The 22,511-nt window shown below is 64.0% G+C and carries 18 protein-coding genes and 1 pseudogene; 11 read left to right on the top strand and 8 right to left on the bottom strand.

From position 1 onward, the window contains the following. Position 1: 1 nt before the first annotated feature. The 4 genes from CK226_RS12560 (at position 2) to CK226_RS12545 (ending at position 4,421) form a co-directional block, all read left to right on the top strand. Positions 2 to 1,333, top strand: a complete 1,332-nt coding sequence (locus CK226_RS12560) for a UDP-glucose/GDP-mannose dehydrogenase family protein (RefSeq protein ID WP_095771649.1) — start codon at positions 2 to 4, stop codon at positions 1,331 to 1,333. A gap of 64 nt (positions 1,334 to 1,397) precedes the next feature. Then, positions 1,398 to 2,840, top strand: coding sequence for a GMC family oxidoreductase (locus tag CK226_RS12555; RefSeq protein ID WP_095771943.1), 1,443 nt, complete (start codon positions 1,398 to 1,400; stop codon positions 2,838 to 2,840). 13 nt (positions 2,841 to 2,853) lie between these two features. Next, positions 2,854 to 3,303 (top strand): hypothetical protein, encoded by a 450-nt coding sequence (locus CK226_RS12550; RefSeq protein ID WP_095771650.1) that lies wholly within the window; start codon positions 2,854 to 2,856, stop codon positions 3,301 to 3,303. A gap of 38 nt (positions 3,304 to 3,341) precedes the next feature. Beyond that, positions 3,342 to 4,421, top strand: a complete 1,080-nt coding sequence (locus CK226_RS12545) for a glycosyltransferase (RefSeq protein WP_095792013.1) — start codon at positions 3,342 to 3,344, stop codon at positions 4,419 to 4,421. Positions 4,422 to 4,444: 23 nt separating this feature from the next. Here the strand turns inward: CK226_RS12545 and CK226_RS12540 are convergent, their stop codons facing one another. Then, the gene (locus CK226_RS12540) at positions 4,445 to 5,467 is read right to left on the bottom strand and encodes a phosphoribosyltransferase family protein (RefSeq protein ID WP_095771652.1); all 1,023 of its coding nucleotides are present in this window, start codon (positions 5,465 to 5,467) and stop codon (positions 4,445 to 4,447) included. Positions 5,468 to 5,520: 53 nt separating this feature from the next. After that, positions 5,521 to 7,017 carry a lipopolysaccharide biosynthesis protein gene (locus tag CK226_RS12535; RefSeq protein WP_095771653.1) on the bottom strand — a complete coding sequence of 499 codons (1,497 nt, stop codon included), beginning with the start codon at positions 7,015 to 7,017 and terminating at the stop codon, positions 5,521 to 5,523. Positions 7,018 to 7,205: 188 nt separating this feature from the next. Between CK226_RS12535 and CK226_RS12530 the strand changes: the two genes are divergently transcribed. From CK226_RS12530 to CK226_RS12505, 6 genes are all read left to right on the top strand, one after another. After that, on the top strand, positions 7,206 to 8,378 hold the full coding sequence (locus tag CK226_RS12530) for a glycosyl transferase family 1 (RefSeq protein WP_095792012.1): 1,173 nt from the start codon (positions 7,206 to 7,208) through the stop codon (positions 8,376 to 8,378). A gap of 15 nt (positions 8,379 to 8,393) precedes the next feature. Beyond that, positions 8,394 to 9,383, top strand: coding sequence for a glycosyltransferase family 2 protein (locus CK226_RS12525; RefSeq protein WP_095792011.1), 990 nt, complete (start codon positions 8,394 to 8,396; stop codon positions 9,381 to 9,383). Further along, entirely contained in the window at positions 9,383 to 10,333 is a 951-nt protein-coding gene (locus CK226_RS12520; protein WP_095792010.1) for a glycosyltransferase family 2 protein, read from the top strand. Before CK226_RS12525 ends, CK226_RS12520 begins: the two co-directional genes overlap by 1 nt. Then, positions 10,323 to 11,291, top strand: a complete 969-nt coding sequence (locus CK226_RS12515) for a glycosyltransferase family 2 protein (RefSeq protein ID WP_095792009.1) — start codon at positions 10,323 to 10,325, stop codon at positions 11,289 to 11,291. Before CK226_RS12520 ends, CK226_RS12515 begins: the two co-directional genes overlap by 11 nt. A 74-nt stretch (positions 11,292 to 11,365) precedes the next feature. Then, a complete protein-coding gene (locus tag CK226_RS12510) occupies positions 11,366 to 12,262 on the top strand; it encodes a UTP--glucose-1-phosphate uridylyltransferase (protein ID WP_095792008.1) in 897 nt (298 codons plus the stop codon). A gap of 285 nt (positions 12,263 to 12,547) precedes the next feature. Then, complete coding sequence (locus tag CK226_RS12505) at positions 12,548 to 14,935, top strand: polysaccharide biosynthesis tyrosine autokinase (RefSeq protein ID WP_095792007.1); 2,388 nt, start codon at positions 12,548 to 12,550, stop codon at positions 14,933 to 14,935. 55 nt (positions 14,936 to 14,990) lie between these two features. Here CK226_RS12505 and CK226_RS35515 read toward each other — a convergent pair. The 3 genes and pseudogenes from CK226_RS35515 to CK226_RS12490 all read right to left on the bottom strand — a co-directional run. After that, positions 14,991 to 15,264, bottom strand: a pseudogene (locus tag CK226_RS35515) (OsmC family peroxiredoxin); the annotation flags it as partial. Positions 15,265 to 15,335: 71 nt separating this feature from the next. After that, positions 15,336 to 16,418 (bottom strand): acyltransferase, encoded by a 1,083-nt coding sequence (locus CK226_RS12495; RefSeq protein WP_095771659.1) that lies wholly within the window; start codon positions 16,416 to 16,418, stop codon positions 15,336 to 15,338. A gap of 366 nt (positions 16,419 to 16,784) precedes the next feature. Further along, positions 16,785 to 18,692 (bottom strand): propionyl-CoA synthetase, encoded by a 1,908-nt coding sequence (locus tag CK226_RS12490; protein WP_095792006.1) that lies wholly within the window; start codon positions 18,690 to 18,692, stop codon positions 16,785 to 16,787. Between the two features lie 143 nt (positions 18,693 to 18,835). On the opposite strand from CK226_RS12490, the gene CK226_RS34895 reads away from it, so the two are divergent. Further along, positions 18,836 to 19,033, top strand: coding sequence for a hypothetical protein (locus CK226_RS34895; protein WP_179301038.1), 198 nt, complete (start codon positions 18,836 to 18,838; stop codon positions 19,031 to 19,033). Positions 19,034 to 19,446: 413 nt separating this feature from the next. Here CK226_RS34895 and dhaK read toward each other — a convergent pair whose 3' ends face one another. From dhaK to ptsP, 3 genes are read right to left on the bottom strand one after another with little or no spacing between them, the layout of a single operon-like run. After that, on the bottom strand, positions 19,447 to 20,433 hold the full coding sequence (gene dhaK / locus CK226_RS12480) for a dihydroxyacetone kinase subunit DhaK (protein WP_095771661.1): 987 nt from the start codon (positions 20,431 to 20,433) through the stop codon (positions 19,447 to 19,449). Positions 20,434 to 20,464: 31 nt separating this feature from the next. Then, a complete protein-coding gene (locus CK226_RS12475) occupies positions 20,465 to 20,890 on the bottom strand; it encodes a hypothetical protein (protein WP_019862863.1) in 426 nt (141 codons plus the stop codon). A gap of 11 nt (positions 20,891 to 20,901) precedes the next feature. Continuing rightward, on the bottom strand, positions 20,902 to 22,476 hold the full coding sequence (gene ptsP / locus CK226_RS12470) for a phosphoenolpyruvate--protein phosphotransferase (protein ID WP_179301037.1): 1,575 nt from the start codon (positions 22,474 to 22,476) through the stop codon (positions 20,902 to 20,904). Positions 22,477 to 22,511: the final 35 nt, after the last annotated feature.

Below are 22,511 nucleotides of genomic sequence, written 5' to 3'. Positions count from 1 at the left end.
AATGAACTTGACGGTGTTTGGAATTGGCTATGTCGGCCTCGTGCAGGCGGCGGTGCTTGCCGAGGTTGGCCACCAGGTGGTTTGCGTCGACATCGACGAAAGCAAGGTGGAGCGCCTCAACCAGGGCTTCGTCCCGATCTTCGAGCCAGGCCTCGAAAGCATCGTCAGGGAGAATCATGCCGCCGGCCGCATCAAATTCACCACCGATGCCGCCGCCGCCGTCCGGCACGGTGAAATCCAGATGATCGCGGTCGGCACGCCGCCCGGCGAGGACGGCTCGGCCGACCTCAAATACGTGCTGGCGGTCGCCGAGACCATCGGCCGCGAGATGGATAGCGCCAAGATCGTCGTCGGCAAGTCGACCGTGCCGGTCGGTACCTGCGAAAAGGTGAAAGCCAGGATCGCCGAGACGCTGAAGAAGAGAGGGCGTGAGGATCTTGCCTTCGACGTCGCCTCCAATCCCGAATTCCTCAAGGAAGGCTCGGCCGTCGCCGATTGCATGAAGCCCGACCGTATCATCGTCGGCACCTCGAGCGAGGAGACCGAGGTGGTGATGCGTGAGCTTTACGCGCCCTTCAACCGCAACCACGAAAAGATGATCGTGATGGACGTGCGCAGCGCCGAATTCACGAAATACGCCGCCAACTGCATGCTGGCCACCAAGATCAGCTTCATGAACGAGATGGCCAATCTGGCCGAGCAGCTCGGCGCCGACATCGAGGAGGTGCGCAAGGGCATCGGCAGCGATCCGCGCATCGGCTACCACTTCATTTATCCGGGTCTCGGCTATGGCGGCTCGTGCTTTCCCAAGGACGTCCGCGCCCTGATCAAGACCGCCGAGGGCGTCAAGTTCGACGCCAAGCTGCTGCGCGCCGTCGAGGAACGCAACAATGACCAGAAATCCGTGCTGTTCGACAAGGTGAACCGCTATTTCAAGGGCAGTCTCAAGGGCAAGACCTTTGCGCTGTGGGGCCTGGCCTTCAAGCCCAACACCGACGACATGCGCGAGGCGCCGGCACGCGTCCTGATGGAAGCGCTGTGGAAGGCCGGCGCGACCGTACAGGCTTATGATCCGGAGGCGATGCAGGAATGCCAGGCCATTTACGGCCTGCGCGACGACCTGCTGCTGTGCGGCACCAAGGAAGCGGCCTTGCGCGGCGCCGATGCGCTGCTCATCGCCACCGAATGGAAGAGCTTTCGCGCCCCGTCCTTCGACGCGTTGAAGGACGCGCTGACCACGCCGGTCATCTTCGACGGCCGCAATCTCTATGACCCCAAGGTCGTGGCGCGCCACGGCATCGAATATCACTCGATCGGCAGAATGGCGGCATGAGAGCGACCGCGGGAAGCAAGCGGAATTTGGCATACGCGCCCGGCGCGGAAAGGAGTTGCGGCTGATGGTGCTGGACGTAAAGCCAGAGCAAATCACCAAGGATCATTTCGATCTCATCGCGATCGGTTCCGGTTTCGGTTCGACCTTCTTCCTGCACGAATTCGCCATGCGGCGTAAGGCGCGCATCCTGATCCTGGAATGGGGTCGGCACAACACGCATGAATGGCAGCTCGCCCAGAACGCCAACACCGACATCGACGACGAGTCGACATACAAGACCAACTCCGACAAGCCGTGGAATTACACGATCGGACTGGGTGGCGGGACCAACTGCTGGTTCGCCCAGACGCCGAGGTTCCATCCCAATGACTTCAGGCTGAAAAGCACCTATGGCGTCGGCAATGACTGGCCGATCAGCTATGACGACGTCGAGCCATTCTACTGCGATGCCGAAGAGATCATGTCGATCTCCGGCGATCCCGACATGGCGGCGATGCTGCCGCGCTCGAAACCGTTTCCGCAGCCGCCGCATCGCATGTCGACGCCGGACAAGATGATGAAGGTGGCCCAGCCCGGCCAGCATTTCGTCATGCCGACCGCTCGCGCCCGGGTCCCGACCGCGCAGCGCACCTCGTGCTGTGCCAATCTGCGCTGCTGGCTGTGCCCGGTCGACGCGAAATTCACCGCCAACAATGGCCTGATGCATGTCTTCGAGCATCCCGACGTTTCGGTCTGCCTCGGTGCGGAAGTGCGCAGGCTCGATCAGGTCGGCGGCGCGGTCCGTTCGGTCACCTTCGTTCATGACGGCAAGGAGTATCAGGTCAGCGGCGACCTTTTCATTCTCGGCGCCAACGCCATCCAGAGCGCGGCGATCATGCTGCGCTCCGGCCTGGGAGACGAATTCGTCGGGCGCGGCCTGCATGAATCCTATGGCTGGAATTTCGAGGTCTATCTCGACGGCGTCGACAATTTCGACGGCAGCACCATCACCACCGGCCTGAATTTTGGCCTCTATGACGGTCCGCACCGGTCCGAGCATGCGGCGGCACTGGTCTATTTCGAAAACCGCTGGCAGCACGGGATGCGCGCCGAGCAGGGGCGGTTGCGCCAGACGCTGCCGCTGGTCGTGGTCACCGAAAACCTGCTCGATCACGAGAATTTCGTCACCCTCGACAAGGACGACAATGCCTTCGTCTCCTTCAAGGCACCGTCGGACTATGCGGTCAAGGGCATGGCCCGGGCGCTGGACAAATTGCCGGCGCTGCTTGCCCCGCTGCCGGTCGAGCGGCTCTTCGACCGCGGCATCCGGCCAACGGAATCGCATGTCCAGGGTACGCTGAGGATGGGTACCGGCCCGGCTGATTCGGTGATCGACAGCAACATGATCCATCACCGGTTGAGAAACCTGGTTGTCGTCGGAACCAGCACCTATCCGAGCTGCTCCTGCGCCAACCCAAGCCTGACCGCGGCGGCTTTGTCCCTGCGGGCGGCGAGCCGGATCGCGTGAGAGGAGCGGCCCGATGATCGAAGTCACACGGCGTTCCGCACTGGCCATCCTGGCGGGTGGCGTTGCCTCGACGGGCGTTGCCTACGCCGCCGTCTCCTCGTTTTCGGACGAGGATCTGGTTCGCGTCACGCTCGAAAAATATCTCGGCAGGCTGAATATGCGCATCGAGCACCTGCAGCAGTTCGTGCTGGAGTTCCGCAACCGCAATCCCTGGATCTTTCCGAGCGAGAAATTGAGCGACGCAGTCACTCTGGCCGAGGAGCTCAAACTGGGCGCCGTCCGCCGTCTGCTGCCCCATGAAAAGCGGGAAGATCTGGTACATTTCGACCGCTGGGTCATCGCCGAATTCCATATGCTGACGGACTACGCCTGGCGCAGTTCGCCTGACGATCCGATCCGGTTCACCGGATGGCACTCATGTACCAATCCGTTCGCGACGCTTGACCCGCCAAAGAGCGCGTGAGGCGCTTTCGACACGGCGAAAAGACAGGAGCCACGACCATGAAAGTTCTTTTTGCAGGCGGCAACGGCTACCCGCCGGAGTTCAGCGGCGGCGTTCAGTCGAGCACGCATCATCTGGCCGAACAGCTGATCGAGCACGGACATGAGGCCGCGGTGCTTGCCGCTCTCTTCGGCGACGGCGTCTTCGGCTTGAAGGCGCGTGCCAAGATGAAGCTGTTGCGCCAGCCTGCGGTCGTCGACAGTTTTCCCGGCTACCCGGTGATCCGGGCGTGGTTTCCCTGGGAAGCGGCGGGTTTTGCCGTCAAGAAACTGAGGCCGGACGTGGCGGTGGTTCAGTGCCACAAATCGGTGCCCCTCGGCAAAGCGCTGAAGGCCGAGGGCGTGCCGCTGGTCGTCTATCTCAGAAATGTCGAGTTCCACGAGTTGGGCGGCGATTTGCGCGAACTGGGTTCCGCACTCTACATCGCCAATTCGGAGTTCACCGCGCGCACCTACAAGCGGGAATTCGGCATCGAGGCGACAGTGATCCCGCCGACCATCAACCCGACGCAGTACAGCACGCCGACCACGGGCCAGTTCGTCACGCTGATCAACCCCTATGAGGAAAAGGGCTTCGAACTGGCGGTCCGCATCGCCGGCGCCTGCCCGGAAATCCCGTTCCTGTTCGTCGAAAGCTGGAAGCTGGACGACGACCACCGCGCGCGCATCGAGGAGACGATCGCGCCGCTCGGCAACGTCACGCTGGAGAGCCGCACCAACGACATGAAGACGGTCTATGGCCGCACGAGGATCCTGCTTGCGCCCTCGAAATGGGAGGAGGCCTGGGGCCGAGTCGCGTCCGAGGCCCATTGCAGCGGCATCCCGGTCGTCGGTTCGCGGCGCGGTGGCCTGCCCGAAGCCATCGGCCCCGGCGGCACGGTACTCGACTACGATGCTCCGCTCATCGACTGGGTCGCGGCTGTCAGGCAGCTGTGGAACGATAACAAGGAATATGAAGGGGTTTCAAACCTGGCGCGCGGCTTCGCGGCGCGTCCGGAGCTCGATCCGGACCGCCAGTTCGTCACCTTCTTCTCTATCCTGGACAGGGCGGTTCAGCAGCGGGCGCGCCAGGCGGCGTAGCCGGCGCTCAGAAAGCCAGCCGATCAGGCCGGGCGCTTGACCCGGCTTTTCAGCGTCTCGTAGCCGCGGGCGCCGAGCAGGGCGCGGGCCAGGGCCTTGGCGGCGCCCTTGCGGCCTTGCTGCGAGTTGATCTGCCGCAGCCTTGCCGGCAGATTGCGCGCGGCTTGGCCGAGCGCCGGCAGCGACAGCGCATCGGGGAAGCTCACCATATGGGTTTCGACGCACAGCACCGGCTTGCCCGACAGCTCCGTGATCTTCAGCGCCTGCGCATGCTCGCTTTCGATGAACAGGATAGCGTTGGATTTGCGGTAGAAATCAGCCTTGAAACTGCCATGCGCGCCGAGCCGCTGGCGCTCCGCCTTGCTCGGCAGGTCGAGCATGATCAGTTGGTCGTACACGATCCCATTCTTGGCCAGCCACGCCTCGGTCAGCGCACGGTATTTCTCCAGCCGGCTGGTGACCAGCCAGCCGATCCGGTGGGTCGGGGCATGAAGCGGGCGCGCTTCGCTGAGGAATTTCTCATAGGCCGGACCATCGTCGTTTTCCGCCTCGGTCGGATCGAGGCACAATACGCCGTCAATGTCGACGCAGCATTGCGCCAGGAATTTGTGATGCATGAAATTCCACTGGAACATGCGCGGATGCGGCACGACTTCGAAGACGACGTCGGTTTCCCGATGCTTCGGCTCCAGGCCGAATACCGCGGCATAGATGAAATCACCCTCTATGCCGGCAGCCTCGATACGGGCACGGGCATCGCGCATGGCGTTGCCGCCGGCGATGCTGTCGTCGATCACCAGCACCTTGCGCATGTCCGAGACCTTGCGGTCGAGCGCGGCGCGCCGCTTGGTGATGCCGGACGTATAGACCCGGCCGTCCAGGAAGGAATCCAGGTCGGTCATCGGAATGTTCGCCGCAAGGCTGACCAGCGTCGCCGCCAGCACGCCGCTTCTGGGCACGCCGACCACCAGGTCGATGTCGCGCGGCAGCCGGTGAAGGTTGCCGACAATCGTGTCGTTCATGTCGGAGATCGATCGGTAGTGCATGCATCAGACCTGATGTTCGTGTGGATATTGGGTAGCCGGCAAAGGCGCCGAAATTATTGCGCCTCGCGCGGCGTTGCCGCCGGCTGTCTTGCCGGCAGCATCTTCAGGGCCTCGCGCAAGGCCTCGCGGCCGGATGCGAAGGCCAGCGCGACGACAATGGTGATGAGGTAGGCAAGCATGGCGCCGCTGGCCAGGGCGACGACATGCTGCTGCGGCAGCATCGGCTTGATCAGCCAGACCGCCGCCAGTGCCAGATGCGCGCCGAGCACGAATGGCGTTGCCGCGCGCAGCACATGGCTGGCCCGCAGCGGTCCGCTCTTGCCGACATAGAGCCACAGGAACGGCGTGCGCAGATATTCGCTGACCGCATAGGCTATCGCCACGCCGAGCGCGCCATAGGGCAGGCCGAGCGCGAAGGCGAGCACCGAGGTCACGGCGGTGATGATGCCCCAGCGCATGAAGTCGCCGGAGCGGCCCTGGCTTACGAAAAGCCAGCCTGCCGGGTTGTTGAGCGGCTGCAGCAGCCCGGCAAAGCCGAGCGCCAGGAAGATCGAGGCGCTTGCGCGCCACTGTTCGCCGAGCACGAAGGGGATCAGCACATCCGACATTGCGGTGGCGAAGGCGACGCCGGGCAGCGCCACCAAAAGGATCAGCGGCATGACGCGCAGATAGGCGCTGCGGTAGCGGTCCGGCTCGTCTTTCAGCCTGGACAGCGCCGGCACCATGACCTTCGACAGCGGATTGGTGATCTGGCTGAGCGGGAACAGAAGCAGCTTGTAGGCGCGGTCGTAGAGGCCGAGTTGCTGCTCGCCCCAGTATTTGCCGATCAGCACATTGTCGAGGTTGCGGGCGAAGAAATTGGCGAAGTTGAAGCCGGTGATGCCGGCGCCGAAATTGATCAACTCGCCGATGCCGGCGACCTTGCGCGGCAGGCCGGGCCGCCAGCGCGAGCTTGCCCAGTAGCACAGCGTCGGCAGCACCGCGCCGGTCAGCGTGCCGGCAAACAGCGCCCAGTAGGAGCGGTCGATGAAGGTCCAGGCGATCGACACCACCAGCCCGGCAACCGCGCTGGCGACGTCGATGACCGCCAGGCGCCCGAACTGCATGCGTCGTGTCAAAAGCGCCAGATGCTGGGCGCCGAGCCCATAGGCCATGATCTGCAGCCCGAACGCGGCGACCAGCCCGGCCACGCGCGGCTCACCGTAGAAGGCGGCGACCAGCGGTGCCGCACCCGCGAGCACGCAGGCCAGGATGGCACTGACCGCGACATTGATCCAGAAGAGGTAGTTCACCTCCTCATGGCGGATGCCCGATTTCTGGATCGTCGCCTGGGTCAGGCCGAAATCCTGGAACAGCGCGATGAAGGCCAGCACCGGCGCGCACATCGCCACGACGCCGAAATCCTGCGGCGACAAGAGCCGCGACAGCACGATGACGGATATGATCTGCGTCGCGACCCGCACCGATTGCGACATGGCGGTCACCACCGCGCCGCGCCCGACCGATTTACGCAGCGAGCCTTCCGGCGGATCGAATGGGTTGGCTTCCAAATTCAGGATTCCTGATTTTTTGCGCGGATTTCCGAACCCTGAAAATCCACGACCGCCGCCATCCCCAAACTACGGCAATAATTTTGCAGTGCAACAGAAAATGTCCATTGCCGCGCCAAAAATGTTGCGATGCAGCAAGAGCTGTACTAGCATCCTTGTGGGTGGGGTCAAACAGCGGTCGAGTTTTCATGCTGCATGTCTTGTACCTGGTGCACGATGTTTCCGATCCGGCGGTTCGCCGACGGATCACAATGCTCAGGACAGGCGGTGCCCGGGTCACTCTGGCGGGCTTTCGCCGCACCGCGACCCCGATCGCCGACATCGAAGGATTGCAGCCGGTCGACCTCGGCGCGACGCGCGACGGCCGATTCGCCCAGCGCCTGGCGGCGGTGGCGAAAGCGGCGGTTTCGATAGGCTCGAAGCTGAAGGGCGCGCCGCGGCCCGATCTCATCATCGCGCGCAATCTGGAAATGCTGGCGCTGGCGCGCCGCGCCAGGTCGGCCTTCGGCGCCTCGGTGCCGATAGTCTATGAATGCCTCGACATCCACCGCTTGGTGCTTCGCGACGACATCTTCGGCAAGGCGCTGCGCGCCACCGAGCGCCATCTGGCGCGCGACGTGAAGCTGCTGGTGACCAGTTCGCCCGCCTTCATCGCCAATTATTTCAAGCCCTTCCGCCAGGTCGCCGCACCCGTCGAGCTGATCGAGAACAAATATTTCGAGGCAGCGGCGATCCTGCCCGGCGAGCGTGAAACGGTCGAAGCGCCCGCCACCCCGCCATGGCGGATCGGCTGGTTCGGAGCGCTGCGCTGCCGCCGCTCGCTCAAGCTTCTGGCTGATTTCACCCGCCGCATGGATGGACGTTTCGAAATCGTGCTGCGCGGCCGTCCGGCGCTTTCCGAATTCCCCGATTTCCACGCCTTCGTCGATGCCGAACCTTATCTGTCGTTTCGTGGACCCTACCGCAATCCAGAGGACATGGCGGCGATCTACCAGGACGTGCATTTCTCCTGGGCGATCGATTTCTTCGAGGAGGGGCAGAATTCGGAATGGCTGCTGCCCAACCGCCTCTATGAAGGCTGCCGCTTCGGGGCGGTGCCGATCTCGATGGGCCATACGGAAACCGGACGGTTCCTCAGCCAGCAGGACATCGGCATCCTGTTGTCCAAGGCGACGCCCGAGGCGCTCGAAACCGCACTCGGCACGATGGAGGAGCAGCGCTTCGGCAGACTGAAGGCGCGCGTCCTTGCCCGCAATCCGAGGACGTGGAGCTACGATCGCAGCGACTGCAGCGCGCTGGTCGAAAAACTGCGCCGCCTGACCACCGTGCGCGAGTCCCTCGCGACCGAAGCCCTGGCATAGGATGGACTTCTCCCGATGACGCAAGCGCTTCCCTCCAGCCTGATCGTGATCCCTTGCCTGAACGAGGCAGCCCATATCAGCGCGCTGCTCGGCCAGCTTTGCCCGGCGGCGGCAAGGCTTGGCGCCCGGATCGTCGTTGCCGATGGCGGCAGCACCGACGGCACGCTGGCCATTGTCGAGCAGATCGTCGCGAAGGACCCGCGCGTTGTCCTGCTTCACAACAGGCGGCGCATCCAGAGCGCGGCGATCAATCTCGCCGTCGGCACTTTTGGCGAAGGTGCGGAATATCTCATCCGCATCGACGCGCATGGCGGCTATCCCGACGATTACTGCGACCGGCTGCTTGAGGAAGCGCTGGCCACATCAGCCGATTCGGTCGTGGTTTCGATGCTGACCAGCGGCAGCGGCGCCGTGCAGAAGTCGGTTGCGGCGGCGCAGAATTCGAAACTCGGCACCGGTGGTTCCAAGCATCGTCACCTCTCGGCCGGAGAATGGGTCGACCACGGCCATCACGCGCTGATGCGGATATCGGCCTTCGGCGCTGTCGGCGGCTATGACGAGAGCTTCAGCCACAATGAGGATGCCGAGCTCGACTACCGGCTGCGGCAGGCCGGCTACAGGATCTGGATGAGCGGCAAGACGCAGATGGTCTACTATCCGCGCGCCTCGCTCAAAGGCCTCTATTTCCAGTATCTCGGCTATGGCCGCGGCCGCGCCAAGAATGTGTTGAAGCACCGCGTCATCCCGAAGGTCCGGCAGATGGTGCCACTGGCGGTCTTCCCGGTGGTTCTTCTGGCGGCCTTCTCCTTCGTGCACTGGATCGCGGCTGTGCCGCTGCTGATCTGGGCTTCGGTCTGCCTCGGCTATGGCCTGGTGACGGCCATTCGCCAGCGCAATGCCGACATCGCACTGGCCGGCGTTTCGGCCATGGTCATGCATTTCGGCTGGTCCGTCGGCTTCTGGCTGCAACTTCTCGGCCTCGGCGCGCGACGCGGGGTGGCGTGATGGTGGCTCAGGCCAAGAACCGCAGCATCGACATCGGCGTGTGCACGTTCCGCCGGCCGGAGCTGGCCGACACGCTGCGTTCGCTTGCCGCCATGGAGATGCCCGAGGGCTTCGATGTCGGCGTCATTGTCGCGGACAATGACGACACGCCGAGCGCGCAGGCATTGGTGACGGCGCTGTCGCAGGAATTGGCGCTGGCGGTCCGCTACCGGCATGCCCCGGCGCGCAACATCTCGGTCGCCCGCAATGCTTGCCTCGATGCCAGCGAGGCGGATTTCCTCGCCTTCATCGACGACGATGAGACTGCCTCCGCCCGTTGGCTGGCCGAGTTGGTGGCGACGGCCGAGGACAGTGGTGCAACAGCCGTGCTCGGTCCGGTGCGGGCGCTCTACCGTCCGGATGCACCCGAATGGATGCGCCGGGGCGATTTCCATTCGACCTTGCCGGTCTGGGTGCGCGGCGAGATCCGCACCGGCTACACCTGCAACGTCCTGCTGCGCATGCGGTCGGACAGCCTGCGCGGCCGTCGCTTCAGCCTGGCGCGCGGCCAGACCGGCGGCGAGGACACCGAACTCTTCGATCAGATGGTCAAGGCCGGCGGCCGCATCGCCTTCGCTCGAGAGGCCTGGGTGGACGAGGTGGTGCCGCGCTCAAGGGCCGCGTTCGATTGGCTCGGCCGCCGCCGTTTTCGCGTCGGCCAGACGCATGGTCACCTCTTGGGCAGCAATGCGCGCGGCATCGGGCTGATCAAGCATGTCGGCCTTGCCGCCGCAAAGGCAGCCTTTTGTTTCGCCGCGGCCCTTCCCGTGGTCGCCAGCCCGGTGCGCAGGAACCGCAGCGTCCTGCGCGGCATCATGCATGTCGGCGTCGTCAGCGGCCTTGTCGGCGTCCGCGAACTCCGGCTCTACGGCCAATCGTCATCCCCGGAAGGAGGCAAGCGTGCAGCCTGACGTTTCCTTCGCTCCGGATGTTTCCTTTGTCATCGCCGCCTACAATGCAGAGGCGACGCTCGACCGCGCGATTGCCAGCGCCATGGCGCAGAAGGGTGTCAGCGTCGAGATCATCGTCGTCGACGACCAGTCGCGCGATGCCACGCTCGATGTGGCGCGGGCCTATCCGCAAGACATTGTGCGCGTCGTCGCGCTTGCCAGGAATCGCGGTCCCGGCGGCGCCCGAAATGCCGGACTCGACGTCGCCCGCGGCAGGTGGGTCGCGGTGCTCGATTCCGACGATGCCGTCTTCCCTGGCCGTATCGCCGCCATGATCGGCCGTGCCGAAAAAGCGGATGCCCAGATCGCCGTCGACAATCTCCAGGTCATCCGCGAGGACGGCGTCGTCGAGGATGCGATGTTCCCAAGGCGTTATCTGGAAGGCCTGCGCGAGATTTCGCTGGCCACCTACATCGCCGGCAACGTCGTCTTCGAATCGAAGTTCAACCTCGGCTACCTCAAGCCGATCTTCCAGCGCCGGTTCCTGGACGAAAACCGGCTTCGCTATGACGAGAAACTGAGGATCGGCGAAGACTACATCCTGTTTGCCGAGGCGCTCGCCAAGGGCGGCAGATGCGTGGTCGAGCCGGAGATCGGCTACGCCTACCATATTCGCAGTGGCTCCATCTCGCGTGTGCTCGAGCTTCACCATGTAGAAGCGATGCGCAAGGCGGATGCCGTATTCGCACAAATCCATCGGATGGACGAGGCGGCCCAGGCGGCCTTTGCCCGGCGCGGCCGCAGCCTGCGCAAGGCAGCCTCCTTCCTGGCGATGGTCCAGCACATCAAGGCGCGGTCCCCGCTCAAAGCGATCCGGACGGCGCTCAGCGACCCGGCGGCGGTCAGGCATATGGGCATGCCGATCGCCGTGCGGTTGCGACGAGTAGCGGCACAATTTGCCGCGGGGGCGGGGAGGTGAAGGTGCAGGCACATGGAGGGATTTTTCGTGGCCTGTGAATGGACTGAAGTCGATCTCCTCAGAAGGAATTTGCGATGAAGAAAATCAGGAAGGCCGTGATACCGGTGGCGGGGCTTGGAACACGGTTCCTGCCGGCGACCAAGTCGATGCCGAAGGAAATGCTTCCGGTGGTCGACAGGCCTGTCGTGCAATATGCGGTGGACGAGGCCTTCGAAGCCGGCATCGAGCACATCGTGTTCGTGACCGGCCGCAACAAGGCGGTCATTGAGGACTATTTCGACCTGCATCCGGAATTGATCGGAACCCTGGAGCAGACCGGCAAGAAGACCCAGCTGGAGGCGCTCGAAAGCATGCTGCCTGTGGCCGGCGCCACCTCCTTCATCCGCCAGCAGTCGCCGCAAGGTCTCGGTCACGCCGTCTGGTGCGCCCGCGAGGTCATCGGCAGCGAGCCCTTCGCCCTGCTTTTGCCGGACATGGTCTCCTTCGGCGGGCGCGGTTGTCTTGCCGAAACCGTCGACCTCTATGAGCGCACCGGCGGCAATGTCATCGCCGTCGAACGCTGCGATCCGAGCGAGACCAACAAATACGGCATTGTCGGCCGCGGTGCCGAAATCGGCGGCGGCTTCGAAGTCACAGCGATGGTCGAAAAGCCGGCCCCGGCCGACGCGCCGTCAAATTTCTACATCAACGGCCGCTATATCCTGCAGCCCGAGATCTTCGCGCTGCTGGGCAATCAGCAGCGTGGCGCCGGCAACGAGATCCAGCTGACGGACGCCATGGTCCGCCTGTCGAAGGACCAGCCGTTCTTTGCCCAGCCTTTCCTGGGACGCATGTTCGACTGCGGGTCCAAGGAAGGCTTCATCCAGGCCAACATCGCTTTTGCGCTGGCGCGCAACGACATGAAGGGCCCGGTTTTCGAGATGCTTCAGGAGTTCGTCCGGTCGCATGAACGCCAGGAAGAAGCCGCATAATGCCCATCTTTCGGGAGTATTGCCGGATGGCTGGCGGCGAGGGGCCGACAGGCCCCGTCGTCTGGCATGAAGCTTGCGTTGCTTCTTGGCAATGCTCCCGACCGTTGGGGCGCCTGCAAGCCCAAGCATGATCCCGGAAAGTGGCTCCCGGTTTCCGCAAAGGTCATGCTTAAACTTAGACAGGTCATGATTCCCGAAGGTTTCGGAAAAGATCATGCCCAAACAAAGAGATAGAGCCTCAACCCGATTATCGGGAACGCAGCGGGCTCTGGGATTGGACCGACGATGAATTATGCCAACTTTCCTCTCGACAAGAGGATGCCATTGCCGAATTCGGACGCAGGAAACGGCGAAGACTTCATCGATATCGAGCGGCTGCTTGGCATGGCTGCGCGGCAGGCCAAGGTGGTTGCCGTGTGCGCCGTCATCGGTCTTTTCCTGGGCATGCTCTATCTGCAGACAACCCCGCCCAAATATGTGTCGGTCTCGAGCGTGCTGATCGACGAGGGCCTGAACAAGATCGTCGACGACATTTCAGCGGCGTCGACGACCATGCAGACCGATTCCGCCATCCTGAGCCAGATCGAGATCCTGACCTCGACGCGCCTTGCCGCGGTCGTCGTCGACAAGCTCAAGCTCGACCAGAACGATGCGTTCATGAACCCGCCGCAGTCCGCCCTTGCCCAGGGCGTCGGCCTGATCCGCGGCCTGATCCAGTATGTCCGGCCCAGCCCGACCATCCCGGGCGTCGGTGACATCAGCAAGCTCGACCCCGCCACCCGTGATGCGCTGATCGCCACGTCGCGCCGCGACTATGCGATCCTCAAGCTGCAGAGCGAGATCCAGGCGGATCGCGTCGGACGAAGCTACGTCATCGCGCTTGGTTATCAGGCGACCGATCCGGGCCTGGCGAAAGCGATTACCAAGGCCTATGCCGACGCCTATCTGGCCGATCAGCTCGATGCCAGCTTCGACGCCACCGAGCGCGCGGCGGTCTGGCTGCAGGGCCGGCTGACGGAACTGCGCGAGAGCTCGCAGCAGGCATCGCTGGCGGTCGAAAAATTCAGGGCCGAACACGGCCTGTCCGCCAACAGCGATGGCCAGCTGTTGAGCGACAAGCAGCTTGCCGACCTCAACGCCCAGCTCATCGTGGCGCAGGCCGACACGGCGCGCGCCAGCGCCCGCTACCAGCAGTACAAGTCGATCGTCGACAGCGGCTCGGACAACGCTTTCAAGGATGCCGCCATTTCGAGCGATCAGCCGAGCAGCTCGGTCATTTCGGCGCTCAAGACCCGCTACCTCACCGTCTCCAAGCGTCAGCAGGATGTCGAGGCGAATTTCGGTCCTCAACATCCGCAGGCCGTGGCGCTTGCCAAGGAAAAGGCCGACATATCGGCGCAGATTTTCGGCGAGCTGAAGCAGCTCACCGAAAGTTATCGCAACGAGTATGAGGTGGCGCTGGCGCGCGAGACCGCGCTCAGGGCCAATGTTGCCGCCGCTCAGGGCAAGAGCTCCGTCGACAACCAGTCGCAGGTGCAGTTGCGCGACCTCGACCAGAAGGCGACGGCGCTCACCACGCTCTATCAGACGTTCCTCGGCCGCTACGAGGAAGCCGCGCAGCAGCAATCTTTCCCGGTCGGCAAGATCCGCATCATCTCGGATGCCTCGACGCCGCTCTCCGCCTCGAGCCCGCGCACCATCATCGTGCTCGGACTGTCTCTCGTGCTCGGCGTGCTGATGGGCGCCGGCTTCGGCGGCCTCAACGAGTTCAACGAGCGGTTCTTCCGGACCGGCGAGGAGGTCCGCGACCGCGTCGGCCTCAAATTCCTCGGCTATCTGCCGACCATCGGCAGCAGGCCCGCCAAGGACGACAAGCCGGCCGAGGCTCAGCCGGATGCCAAGGCAGCGAGGTCGCCGGCGGCCATCGAAAGGCGCGCGCGCATGCGGGTGAGCATCGACGCGCCGGCATCGATGTTCTCCGAAACGCTGCGCAGCGCCAAGATCGCCTTCGATGTCGTGATGGAAGGACAGGGCAGCCGCGTCGTCGGCGTCATCTCGGTGCTTCCCGGCGAAGGCAAGTCGACGGTCGCGGCCAATCTTGCCGGACTGCTGGCCGCCAATGGCGCCAGGACGCTGCTCATCGACGGTGACTTGCGCAATCCGGGGTTGAGCCGCAGCCTCGGCATGGAAGCCGAGCAGGGCCTGATGGAAGCGGTGATGAATGGCCAGACCTGGCAGTCGGTCGGCAAGATCGACCGGCAGACGAAACTCGCCATCATCCCGGCCGTGCTGCGCGGCCACTTCTCGCACACCAGCGAGCTGTTGTCCTCGGCTGGCATGCGGCGCTTCATCGAGAACGCCAAGGAGACGTTCGAATACATCGTCGTCGATCTGCCGCCGCTCGGGCCGGTGGTCGACGCCAAGGCTTTCGCGCCGTTGGTCGACGGCTTCGTGCTGGTCACCGAATGGGGCCGCACGCCGCGCGCCATGGTCAGGTCGATGCTGGAATCCGAACCCTATGTCGCCAACAAGATCGTCGGCGCGGTGCTGAACAAGGTCGACCTGAAGAAGCTCGCCAAATACGGATCGTTCGGCGCGTCGGAAAAATTCTTCGACAAATATTCGAGCTACTATCTCGACAAGTCCGAAGTGCGCAGCAAGGCGACGGTATAGAGCATTCCAGGAAAGCCGTTTCACGCTTTCCTGGAGCGGCTCCAAAATGAATATCTCAAGCGGCTACCTGGATTTCCGTCTTGACGGAATTGGCGATGAAGCACTGTTCATGCGCCAAGTGGTGCAACTCCGCTTGCGTTGCGGCATGTGGCAGCTGGAAATCGCCGCGATGTAGGCCTCCTCCGGATCGACATTGGCCTCGACGGAATAAGGAAGCGGAACGATATGCGGCGACGCCGACGCCGGCACGACCTGGCCGCCGTCAAAGCGCCAAATGTGCGCGCGGCTGTAACGTCAGTGAAGACCGCTCCTTCGCGCTCCCAATGTACTGGTTCGTCCGGTCGACGCCCGCCTCACGCCGGCATGGACGAACACCATTTCCTCAAACGGACGATCGCGGCTACGCTGCCTTGAGCCGATAACGGAAGACGGTGTGGTCGAGCAGCAGCCTTATGCGCGGTTCGGCTTCCGTCGCCACCAGCCAGCTTGCCGCGATCATGGTCGCGCCGACCACTGCCATCGACAGGAGATAAGGCATCCCTGCACGGACCATCGCCCCGAGCATCGCCGCGCCGACGACGTCGTGGATCAGGTAGAGCGGATAGGTCATCAGGCCGATCCGGCGCCAGCCGCTCCAGCTGAGGTCGAGCCGCAGCGACCACGCCATCAGCGCGATGGCGACGAGGAAGATCAGGATCGGCGGCGCATAGGGCATCACGGCATTGACCTTGATGCTGTGGACGTCGACTGAACTGGCGATCTGCAGCACGCCCCCGCCGAGGAACAGCAGGCAGAAGCCAAGGCGAGGCGCCGTCAGCGCCTTGAACCGGATCAGCCACAGCAGCACGCCGACGGCGAAGAAGCAGCCGTGATGCACCAAAGTGAGCTGGAGCAGCCGCGTCTCGGCGAAGTCGGCCCAGCCGAGCGGATAATAGAGGCACCAGAACAGCGTGCTGACCAGGCCGATGACGATGGCGACCGCCTCCATCAGATCGAAACGGCCAAGCCGCAGCAGGATCCAGACGATGGCGTAGAAGGCGATCTCGATGCCGAGTGTCCAGTAGACGCTGTCCACCCAGGGACCATAGGGCACGAACAGCCCGGTGCGAACCAGCCTGACCACCGCGTCGGTCGGCCAGCTCAGGCCGATGGCAAGAAGCAGCACGGCGGTGACCGGCGCGCAGATCCAGACCGCCGGCGCCAGCCGCTTCACCCTGGCCTCGAAGAACCGCAGCGGCGTCGACTTCTCGGCGCTGAAGGCGATGACGAAACCGCTGATGACGAAGAAGATCTCGACGCCGACCCATCCGGATCCGACCCAGGCGCCTATGTCAGGCTGCGCCGGCACGCCGCCCGTGGCCTGTGCCGAGATGCCATCGGGATAGGCCCACACCCAGAAGCCATAGTGGTAGACCATGACCAGAACGGCTGCGAGAAACCGCAGGATGTCGACGCCGCCAAAGGTAATTTTTTGCTGAGCCATACCGCACCGTCGGATGGCCCCCCAGGAGACACTGTAGGGTGGCTTGCTGCATTGCACAATAAGAGATTGGTGCTGAAGGGCAATCGCGTCAGGTTTCGGCTTCGCCGAGGCACCCTCCCACTCCGGGGGAGAGAACGGCGCGAGTTCGCCGGCCTTGGCGCGTGTCCGAACCGGATAGATAGGTAACAGAATGGACCGGTAGCATGGGTGACAGTTCTCTTGTCCGCCGGAGGACCGGCGATGGCCTAAAGCGCGTCGCGTCTGAACGGATTCATACGACGCGCTTTAGGTCTTTGTTTTCATGCATGTCGTTCTCCCAAAACCGGGGCCACTTTTGGGCGGCATGCATTATGCGATTGGCTGCCCCTAAACCCCGATCCCCCGCGCCTTTATCGCAGCGGTGATCTCGTCGAGGATGGCCGGGTCGTCGATCGTCGCCGGCATCGTCCATTCTTCCTTGTCGGCGATCTTCTGCATGGTGCCGCGCAGGATCTTTCCGGACCGCGTCTTGGGCAGGCGCTTGATCGTCACCACGGTCTTGAAGGCGGCGACCGGCCCGATCCGCTCGCGCACCAGCGCCACGACCTCCTTCTCGATGGCGCCGCCGTCGCGCGCGACACCGGCGTTCAGCACCACGAAGCCGAGCGGAATTTGCCCCTTCATCGCATCGGCAATGCCGACGACGGCGCATTCGGCGACATCGGGATGGGCGGCCAGCACCTCTTCCATGGCGCCGGTCGACAGCCGGTGGCCGGCAACATTGATGATGTCGTCGGTGCGCGCCATCACGTAGAGATAGCCGTCCTCGTCGATCATGCCGGCATCCGCGGTCTTGTAGTAGCCGGGAAACTCATCGAGATAGGCCTGGCGGAAGCGGGCGTCGGCGTTCCACAGCGTCGGCAGGCAGCCGGCCGGCAACGGCAGCTTGACCACGACATTGCCGAGCGTCCCGCGCGGCACCTCGTGGCCGGCATCGTCGAGCACGCGGATGTCATAGCCGGGCATCGGCACGCCGGGCGAACCGTATTTCACCGGCAGCAGGCCGAGCCCCGCCGGGTTGATGGTCATCGGCGAGCCGGTCTCGGTCTGCCACCAATGGTCGACCACTGGCAGGTTCAGCTTCTGCTCCGCCCATTTGATGGTTTCGGGGTCGGCGCGCTCGCCGGCGAGGAACAGCGTGCGGAATTTCGACAGATCGTATCTGGCAACGAACTCACCCCGCGGATCCTGGCCCTTGATCGCCCGGAACGCCGTGGGCGCGGTGAACAGCGCGACCACCCCATGGTCCGAGATGACCCGCCAGTAGGTGCCGGCATCCGGCGTCCCGATCGGCTTGCCTTCGAACAGGACGCTGGTGCTGCCATGCAGCAGCGGTCCGTAGACGATGTAGGAATGGCCGACGACCCAGCCGACATCGGACGCCGCCCAGAACACTTCGCCCGGTTTGACGCCGAACTCGTTTTCCATCGTCCATTTCAGCGCGACCATGTGGCCGCCATTGTCGCGCACAATCCCCTTGGGCTGGCCGGTCGTGCCTGACGTGTAGATGATGTAGAGCGGGTCGGTGGCCAGCACCGGCACGCAGTCGACATTGGCGCCGGCCGCCCGCTCACGCGCGACGGCGTCGGCATAGTCGATGTCGAAATGCTCCTTCAGGTCGCAGCGCAGCTGGTCGCGCTGCAGGATCAGGCAGGCATCCGGCTTGTGGTGGGACATCTCGATCGCCTTGTCGAGCAGCGGCTTGTAGGCGACGACCCGGCCCGGCTCCAGGCCGCAGGAGGCCGAGATGATCAGCTTCGGCTTGGCATCGTCGATGCGGGTGGCCAGTTCATGCGAGGCAAAGCCGCCGAACACAACCGAATGCACGGCGCCGATGCGGGCGCAGGCAAGCATGGCGATGGCCGCCTCCGCCACCATCGGCATGTAGATGATGACGCGGTCGCCCTTGCCGATGCCCCGGTTCTTCAGCACCGAGGTCAGCGCCACCACTTCGCGCTTGAGTTCGGCGTAGGTGAATTTTTTCACCGTTCCGGTGATGGCGCTGTCATAGATCAGTGCGATCTGGTCGGCGCGTCCGCCGGCGACATGCCGGTCGATGGCGTTGTAGCAGGTGTTGCAGGTCGCGCCGGTAAACCAGCGGCCATAGACGCCGGCGGTGGCGTCGAACACCTTGTCCCAGGGCGAATACCAGTCGATGGCGCCGGCCGCGTCCGCCCAGAATTGTTCCGGGTCGCGTTTCCAGCCGTCATAGACCTCATGATAGCGTGAAGCCATCCGTAACCTCCCCAGGAACCATTTGACGTCTTTGCCGACAGCCTATGCTGTTTTTTCCGGCGCTGTCTCCCCTGATTTTCGTATGAACCGGTCCCGGCTTGGATCGTGAAGTGAGGTCTTCTCGGGGGGACGGGATCTCAGCGATGCGCCATCCGGCGTCGATCATGGCAAAACCGGTTCTTGCGCTGGCGATCGGCGCGGTGCTCGCGATCTCAACCGCCTTGGCCGGAGATGCCGCGGCCCATCATCGGCTTTTCGCCCGATGGCCGCTATTTCGCCTTCGAGCAGTACGGCCAGCGCCTTCCGGCAAACCGGCGGTGATTGTCGTGCTGGGACTTTGAAGGGCGCGACCGCCGCTTCATCGCCGTGACCGGGCAGCCTTGCCGAGAGGCCAGCCGATAGCCGCCTAACAAACGGTATTCATGGGACGAAATGGTCTACCGCACTAGATCGGCAGGGCCACAAGCATGAGGCCCACGCCACCGAAGATCAAAATGGCCGCCGCCAGCGCTTTCCGATGACGTTCGAAAGTCGTCGGCGCCCGCTCCCAGTTGTAACGCATACGCTATCTCCCCAAAAATCCCGGGAGTCCTTACCTTACTTTGGGGAAGAAAGGCAACGGCCCGGCGAGTCAACGCACTTACCGGAGGCTTCATGGTGACGACTATTTCTGGGGTGATTTCCGCTGAGAGCAGGCCATTCCCAACGGAAGCGCTATGGCTCTTCCAGGGAAAATCGCCGCGCACTCGAATTGCTACATGCCCCAACGCAGCGCCGCCGTATGGACAGGCGCGTCCCACCAGCCGGTCATCTCTTCGTCGAGCATGGTGAGCGTGATCGAGCAGCCGGCCATGTCGAGCGAGGTGACATAGCTGCCGACCAGCGAGCGGATTACCGTCACGCCATGCGTCTCGAAGATCTTTCGCGCGCTGTTGTACATCAGATAGAGCTCCATCAGCGGCGTGCCGCCGAATCCGTTGACGAACAGCAGCGCCGGTCCTTTCGCTTTGTCGCCGAGATCGCCGAGGATCGCTGTGCAGATCTCCCCGGCGATCGCGTCGGCGCTCTTTAAGGCATCGCGCCGGCGGCCAGGCTCGCCATGGATGCCGACGCCGAATTCCATCTCGCCGTCGCCGATGTCGAAGGTCGGCTTGCCGGCGGCCGGCACGGTGCCGCTGGTCAGCGCCACGCCCATCGAGCGGGTCGCGGCGTTGACGCGCTCGCCCAACGTCTTCAGCACCGGCAGTGCCAGGCCGTGCTCGGCCGCCGCGCCGACGATCTTTTCCACCACCAGCGTGCCCGCCACGCCGCGCCGGCCGGTCGTGTAGGACGAATTCTCGACGGCGACATCGTCATTGGTCACCACCTGCTGGACGCCATCGGACATTTCGGCAGCCATGTCGAAATTCATCACATCGCCCTCGTAGTTCTTGACGATGAACAGGCAGCCGGCGCCGGTGTCGACGGCCTGCGCCGCCGCCAGCATCTGGTCCGGCGTCGGCGAGGTGAACACCTGGCCGGGGCAGGCGGCGTCCAGCATGCCATGGCCGACAAAGCCGCCATGCAGCGGCTCGTGGCCCGAGCCGCCGCCGGAGATCAGCGCCACCTTGCCCGGCCGCAACGTCCTGCGGCGGACGAATTTGTGCTCCTCGCCAAGCACGAGGATATCGGCGTGGGCGGCCACGAAACCGTCGAGGCTCTCCGTCAGCACCGTGTCCACCGCATTCATAAATTTCTTCATGGCGTCCTCCCAAACAGCCCGGCAAGAATGGTCAGCTGCCACCCTTGCCGGCGATGCTGGTGATCTTCTGGATGAATTCATTGATCGCCCGATCGAGCGCCGCATTCTGCTTGTCGTCGCCGAAATCCGGCACGACGAGCGACACATGCCGCGTCTTGCGCATGCCCGCGGCGATCGACATTTTTCCCGGATGCGCCTGATGGTAGGCGGCGAGAAACTGATCCCGCTCGGCTGGACTGAAATGGCAGACGGAAAAAATAGCCGGCAAATGCTTCGACGGAATCGGCACCGTATAGGCAGGGCTTGAAATCTGCGTCACGAAGCTGCGGTGCTTGCCAAGCGCGTCGGCCAGGCGCTGGCGCATGCCGGACGGTCGCTGGTCGATGACCTGCGACAGGATCGTCTTGTAGGCGCGGATTGCCTCTTCGGAGCCGGGTTCGGGTTTGATGTCAACCATGCCGGCCGCGCCTAGACCGGGACATCGGATATGGCCGCCTTGGCCATGGCGAGTTGCGCCGGTGCAACGGACAGATCGCGCAAACCAGCCTTCAGCAGCGAAGGGATCGACGCGGGATCGCCGCCGGCATCGCCGCACAGGCTGACTGGAATGCCGTTTTCCCGTCCGAAGGCCGTGACCGAGCCGATCAACCGCAGCACAGCGGGATGACGGACCGAATTGAGATGGGCCACAGCAGCGTTATCCCGCGCGGCCGCCATCACATATTGCGTCAAGTCGTTGGAGCCGATCGAGAAGAAGGCGACGCCTGCGAATGCTTCCGGCGCGATGGCCACCGACGGCACCTCGACCATGATGCCCAGCGGCGGCATCCTGTGGGCGACGCCACGCGCGGCAAGGGCTGCCTGCTCTTCGGCGAACAGGGCGGCTGCGCGCTCATACTCATCGGCCATGGCGATCATCGGAAACATCACCTTGAGAGTGCCGTGTGGCGCGGCGCGCAGCAATGCCCTGATCTGTACGCGAAAAATATCGAGCCGCGCCAGCGACAGCCTGATGCCGCGCAGGCCAAGGAATGGATTGCCTTCCTCGACGGTGAAGCCCGGTACCGGCTTGTCGCCGCCGGCGTCGACAGTACGGATCGTCACTGGTTTTTCCCCAGCCCATTCCAGCACCTTGCGATAGGCGCGATATTGCGTCTCCTCATCCGGCAAATTCTTGCCGAACAGGAACTCAGTTCGCATCAGCCCGACACCGTCGCAGGTCGCGATGTCGATGCCGTCGACATCGGACGGATCGGCGATGTTGACCTGCACCCGCACCGCCGTGCCGGCCTTGGTCACCGCCGGCCGCGCCAGAAAACGCCGGGCCACGCCCTGGCGGGCGACGAAGGAAGCGGATGACAGCCGGAACGCGCCGATCTCCGCCGGCGAGGGCGCCAGCACGATGCTGCCATGCTCGGCGTCGAGCAGTGCCATGCCGGCAAGATCGCCAAGCGGTTCGCGCAGCCCCACCACCATCGGCACGCCACGCGAGCGCGCCAGCATGGCGACATGGCTGGCGGTGCTGCCCGCCTTCAGCGCAATGCCGCCGCCATGGCTCCAGTCGGTTTCGAGGAAGCGCGTCGGCGCGATGTCCTCGCCGCAGAGGATGGCACCGGTAGGCGCTGTGCTGTCGACGTCCTCGGTCAAGGCACGCAGCACCTGGTCCCTGATATCGCGCAAATCCGTGGCGCGGGCGCGGAAATAGTCCTGGTCCGAGGCCTCGTAACCGGCGATCTCGGCATCAAGCGCCTCTCGCCATGCCGCGTCGGCGGTCTGTCCGGAAGCGATCGACGCGAAGGCCGGCCCGCTCAAGGCGTTGTCTTCCAGCATGGCAATGTGGAATTCGAGTATGCCGGCGGCGTCGCTGTCGGCGGTCTCCGCCATGGCGGCAAGCCGGCTCACTGCCGTGCCGATCGCGGCTTGCAGCGACGTCTTCTCTTCCGTAGCGGTGGCTTTGCCTGCGTAGACGGCCGGCGACCGATCGAGGTCGAACAGCGGCCCCTCGGCATAGCCGGCCGAGGCCGGAACGCCCTCAATCCGCATGGCCCGCATTCCCTGCGGGCCGGCGAAGAAGCGCG

It is taken from the genome of Mesorhizobium sp. WSM4311 (genome assembly GCF_002295115.1).
Taxonomy (GTDB): Bacteria; Pseudomonadota; Alphaproteobacteria; order Rhizobiales; family Rhizobiaceae; genus Mesorhizobium.
Note: the sequence above shows the minus strand (reverse complement) of the source record. Positions and strands in the feature narration are given on the sequence as shown.

Excerpts from the sequence above, each read along its gene's own strand:
- CK226_RS12560 (WP_095771649.1), top strand. The coding sequence starts at position 2 with ATGAACTTGACGGTGTTTGGAATTGGCTATGTCGGCCTCGTGCAGGCG.
- CK226_RS12555 (WP_095771943.1), top strand. The coding sequence starts at position 1,398 with ATGGTGCTGGACGTAAAGCCAGAGCAAATCACCAAGGATCATTTCGAT.
- CK226_RS12550 (WP_095771650.1), top strand. The coding sequence starts at position 2,854 with ATGATCGAAGTCACACGGCGTTCCGCACTGGCCATCCTGGCGGGTGGC.
- CK226_RS12545 (WP_095792013.1), top strand. The coding sequence starts at position 3,342 with ATGAAAGTTCTTTTTGCAGGCGGCAACGGCTACCCGCCGGAGTTCAGC.
- CK226_RS12540 (WP_095771652.1), bottom strand. The coding sequence starts at position 5,467 with ATGCACTACCGATCGATCTCCGACATGAACGACACGATTGTCGGCAAC.
- CK226_RS12530 (WP_095792012.1), top strand. The coding sequence starts at position 7,206 with ATGCTGCATGTCTTGTACCTGGTGCACGATGTTTCCGATCCGGCGGTT.
- CK226_RS12525 (WP_095792011.1), top strand. The coding sequence starts at position 8,394 with ATGACGCAAGCGCTTCCCTCCAGCCTGATCGTGATCCCTTGCCTGAAC.
- CK226_RS12520 (WP_095792010.1), top strand. The coding sequence starts at position 9,383 with ATGGTGGCTCAGGCCAAGAACCGCAGCATCGACATCGGCGTGTGCACG.
- CK226_RS12510 (WP_095792008.1), top strand. The coding sequence starts at position 11,366 with ATGAAGAAAATCAGGAAGGCCGTGATACCGGTGGCGGGGCTTGGAACA.
- CK226_RS12505 (WP_095792007.1), top strand. The coding sequence starts at position 12,548 with ATGAATTATGCCAACTTTCCTCTCGACAAGAGGATGCCATTGCCGAAT.
- CK226_RS12495 (WP_095771659.1), bottom strand. The coding sequence starts at position 16,418 with ATGGCTCAGCAAAAAATTACCTTTGGCGGCGTCGACATCCTGCGGTTT.
- CK226_RS12490 (WP_095792006.1), bottom strand. The coding sequence starts at position 18,692 with ATGGCTTCACGCTATCATGAGGTCTATGACGGCTGGAAACGCGACCCG.
- CK226_RS34895 (WP_179301038.1), top strand. The coding sequence starts at position 18,836 with ATGCGCCATCCGGCGTCGATCATGGCAAAACCGGTTCTTGCGCTGGCG.
- dhaK (WP_095771661.1), bottom strand. The coding sequence starts at position 20,433 with ATGAAGAAATTTATGAATGCGGTGGACACGGTGCTGACGGAGAGCCTC.
- CK226_RS12475 (WP_019862863.1), bottom strand. The coding sequence starts at position 20,890 with ATGGTTGACATCAAACCCGAACCCGGCTCCGAAGAGGCAATCCGCGCC.
- ptsP (WP_179301037.1), bottom strand. The coding sequence starts at position 22,476 with ATGCGGATTGAGGGCGTTCCGGCCTCGGCCGGCTATGCCGAGGGGCCG.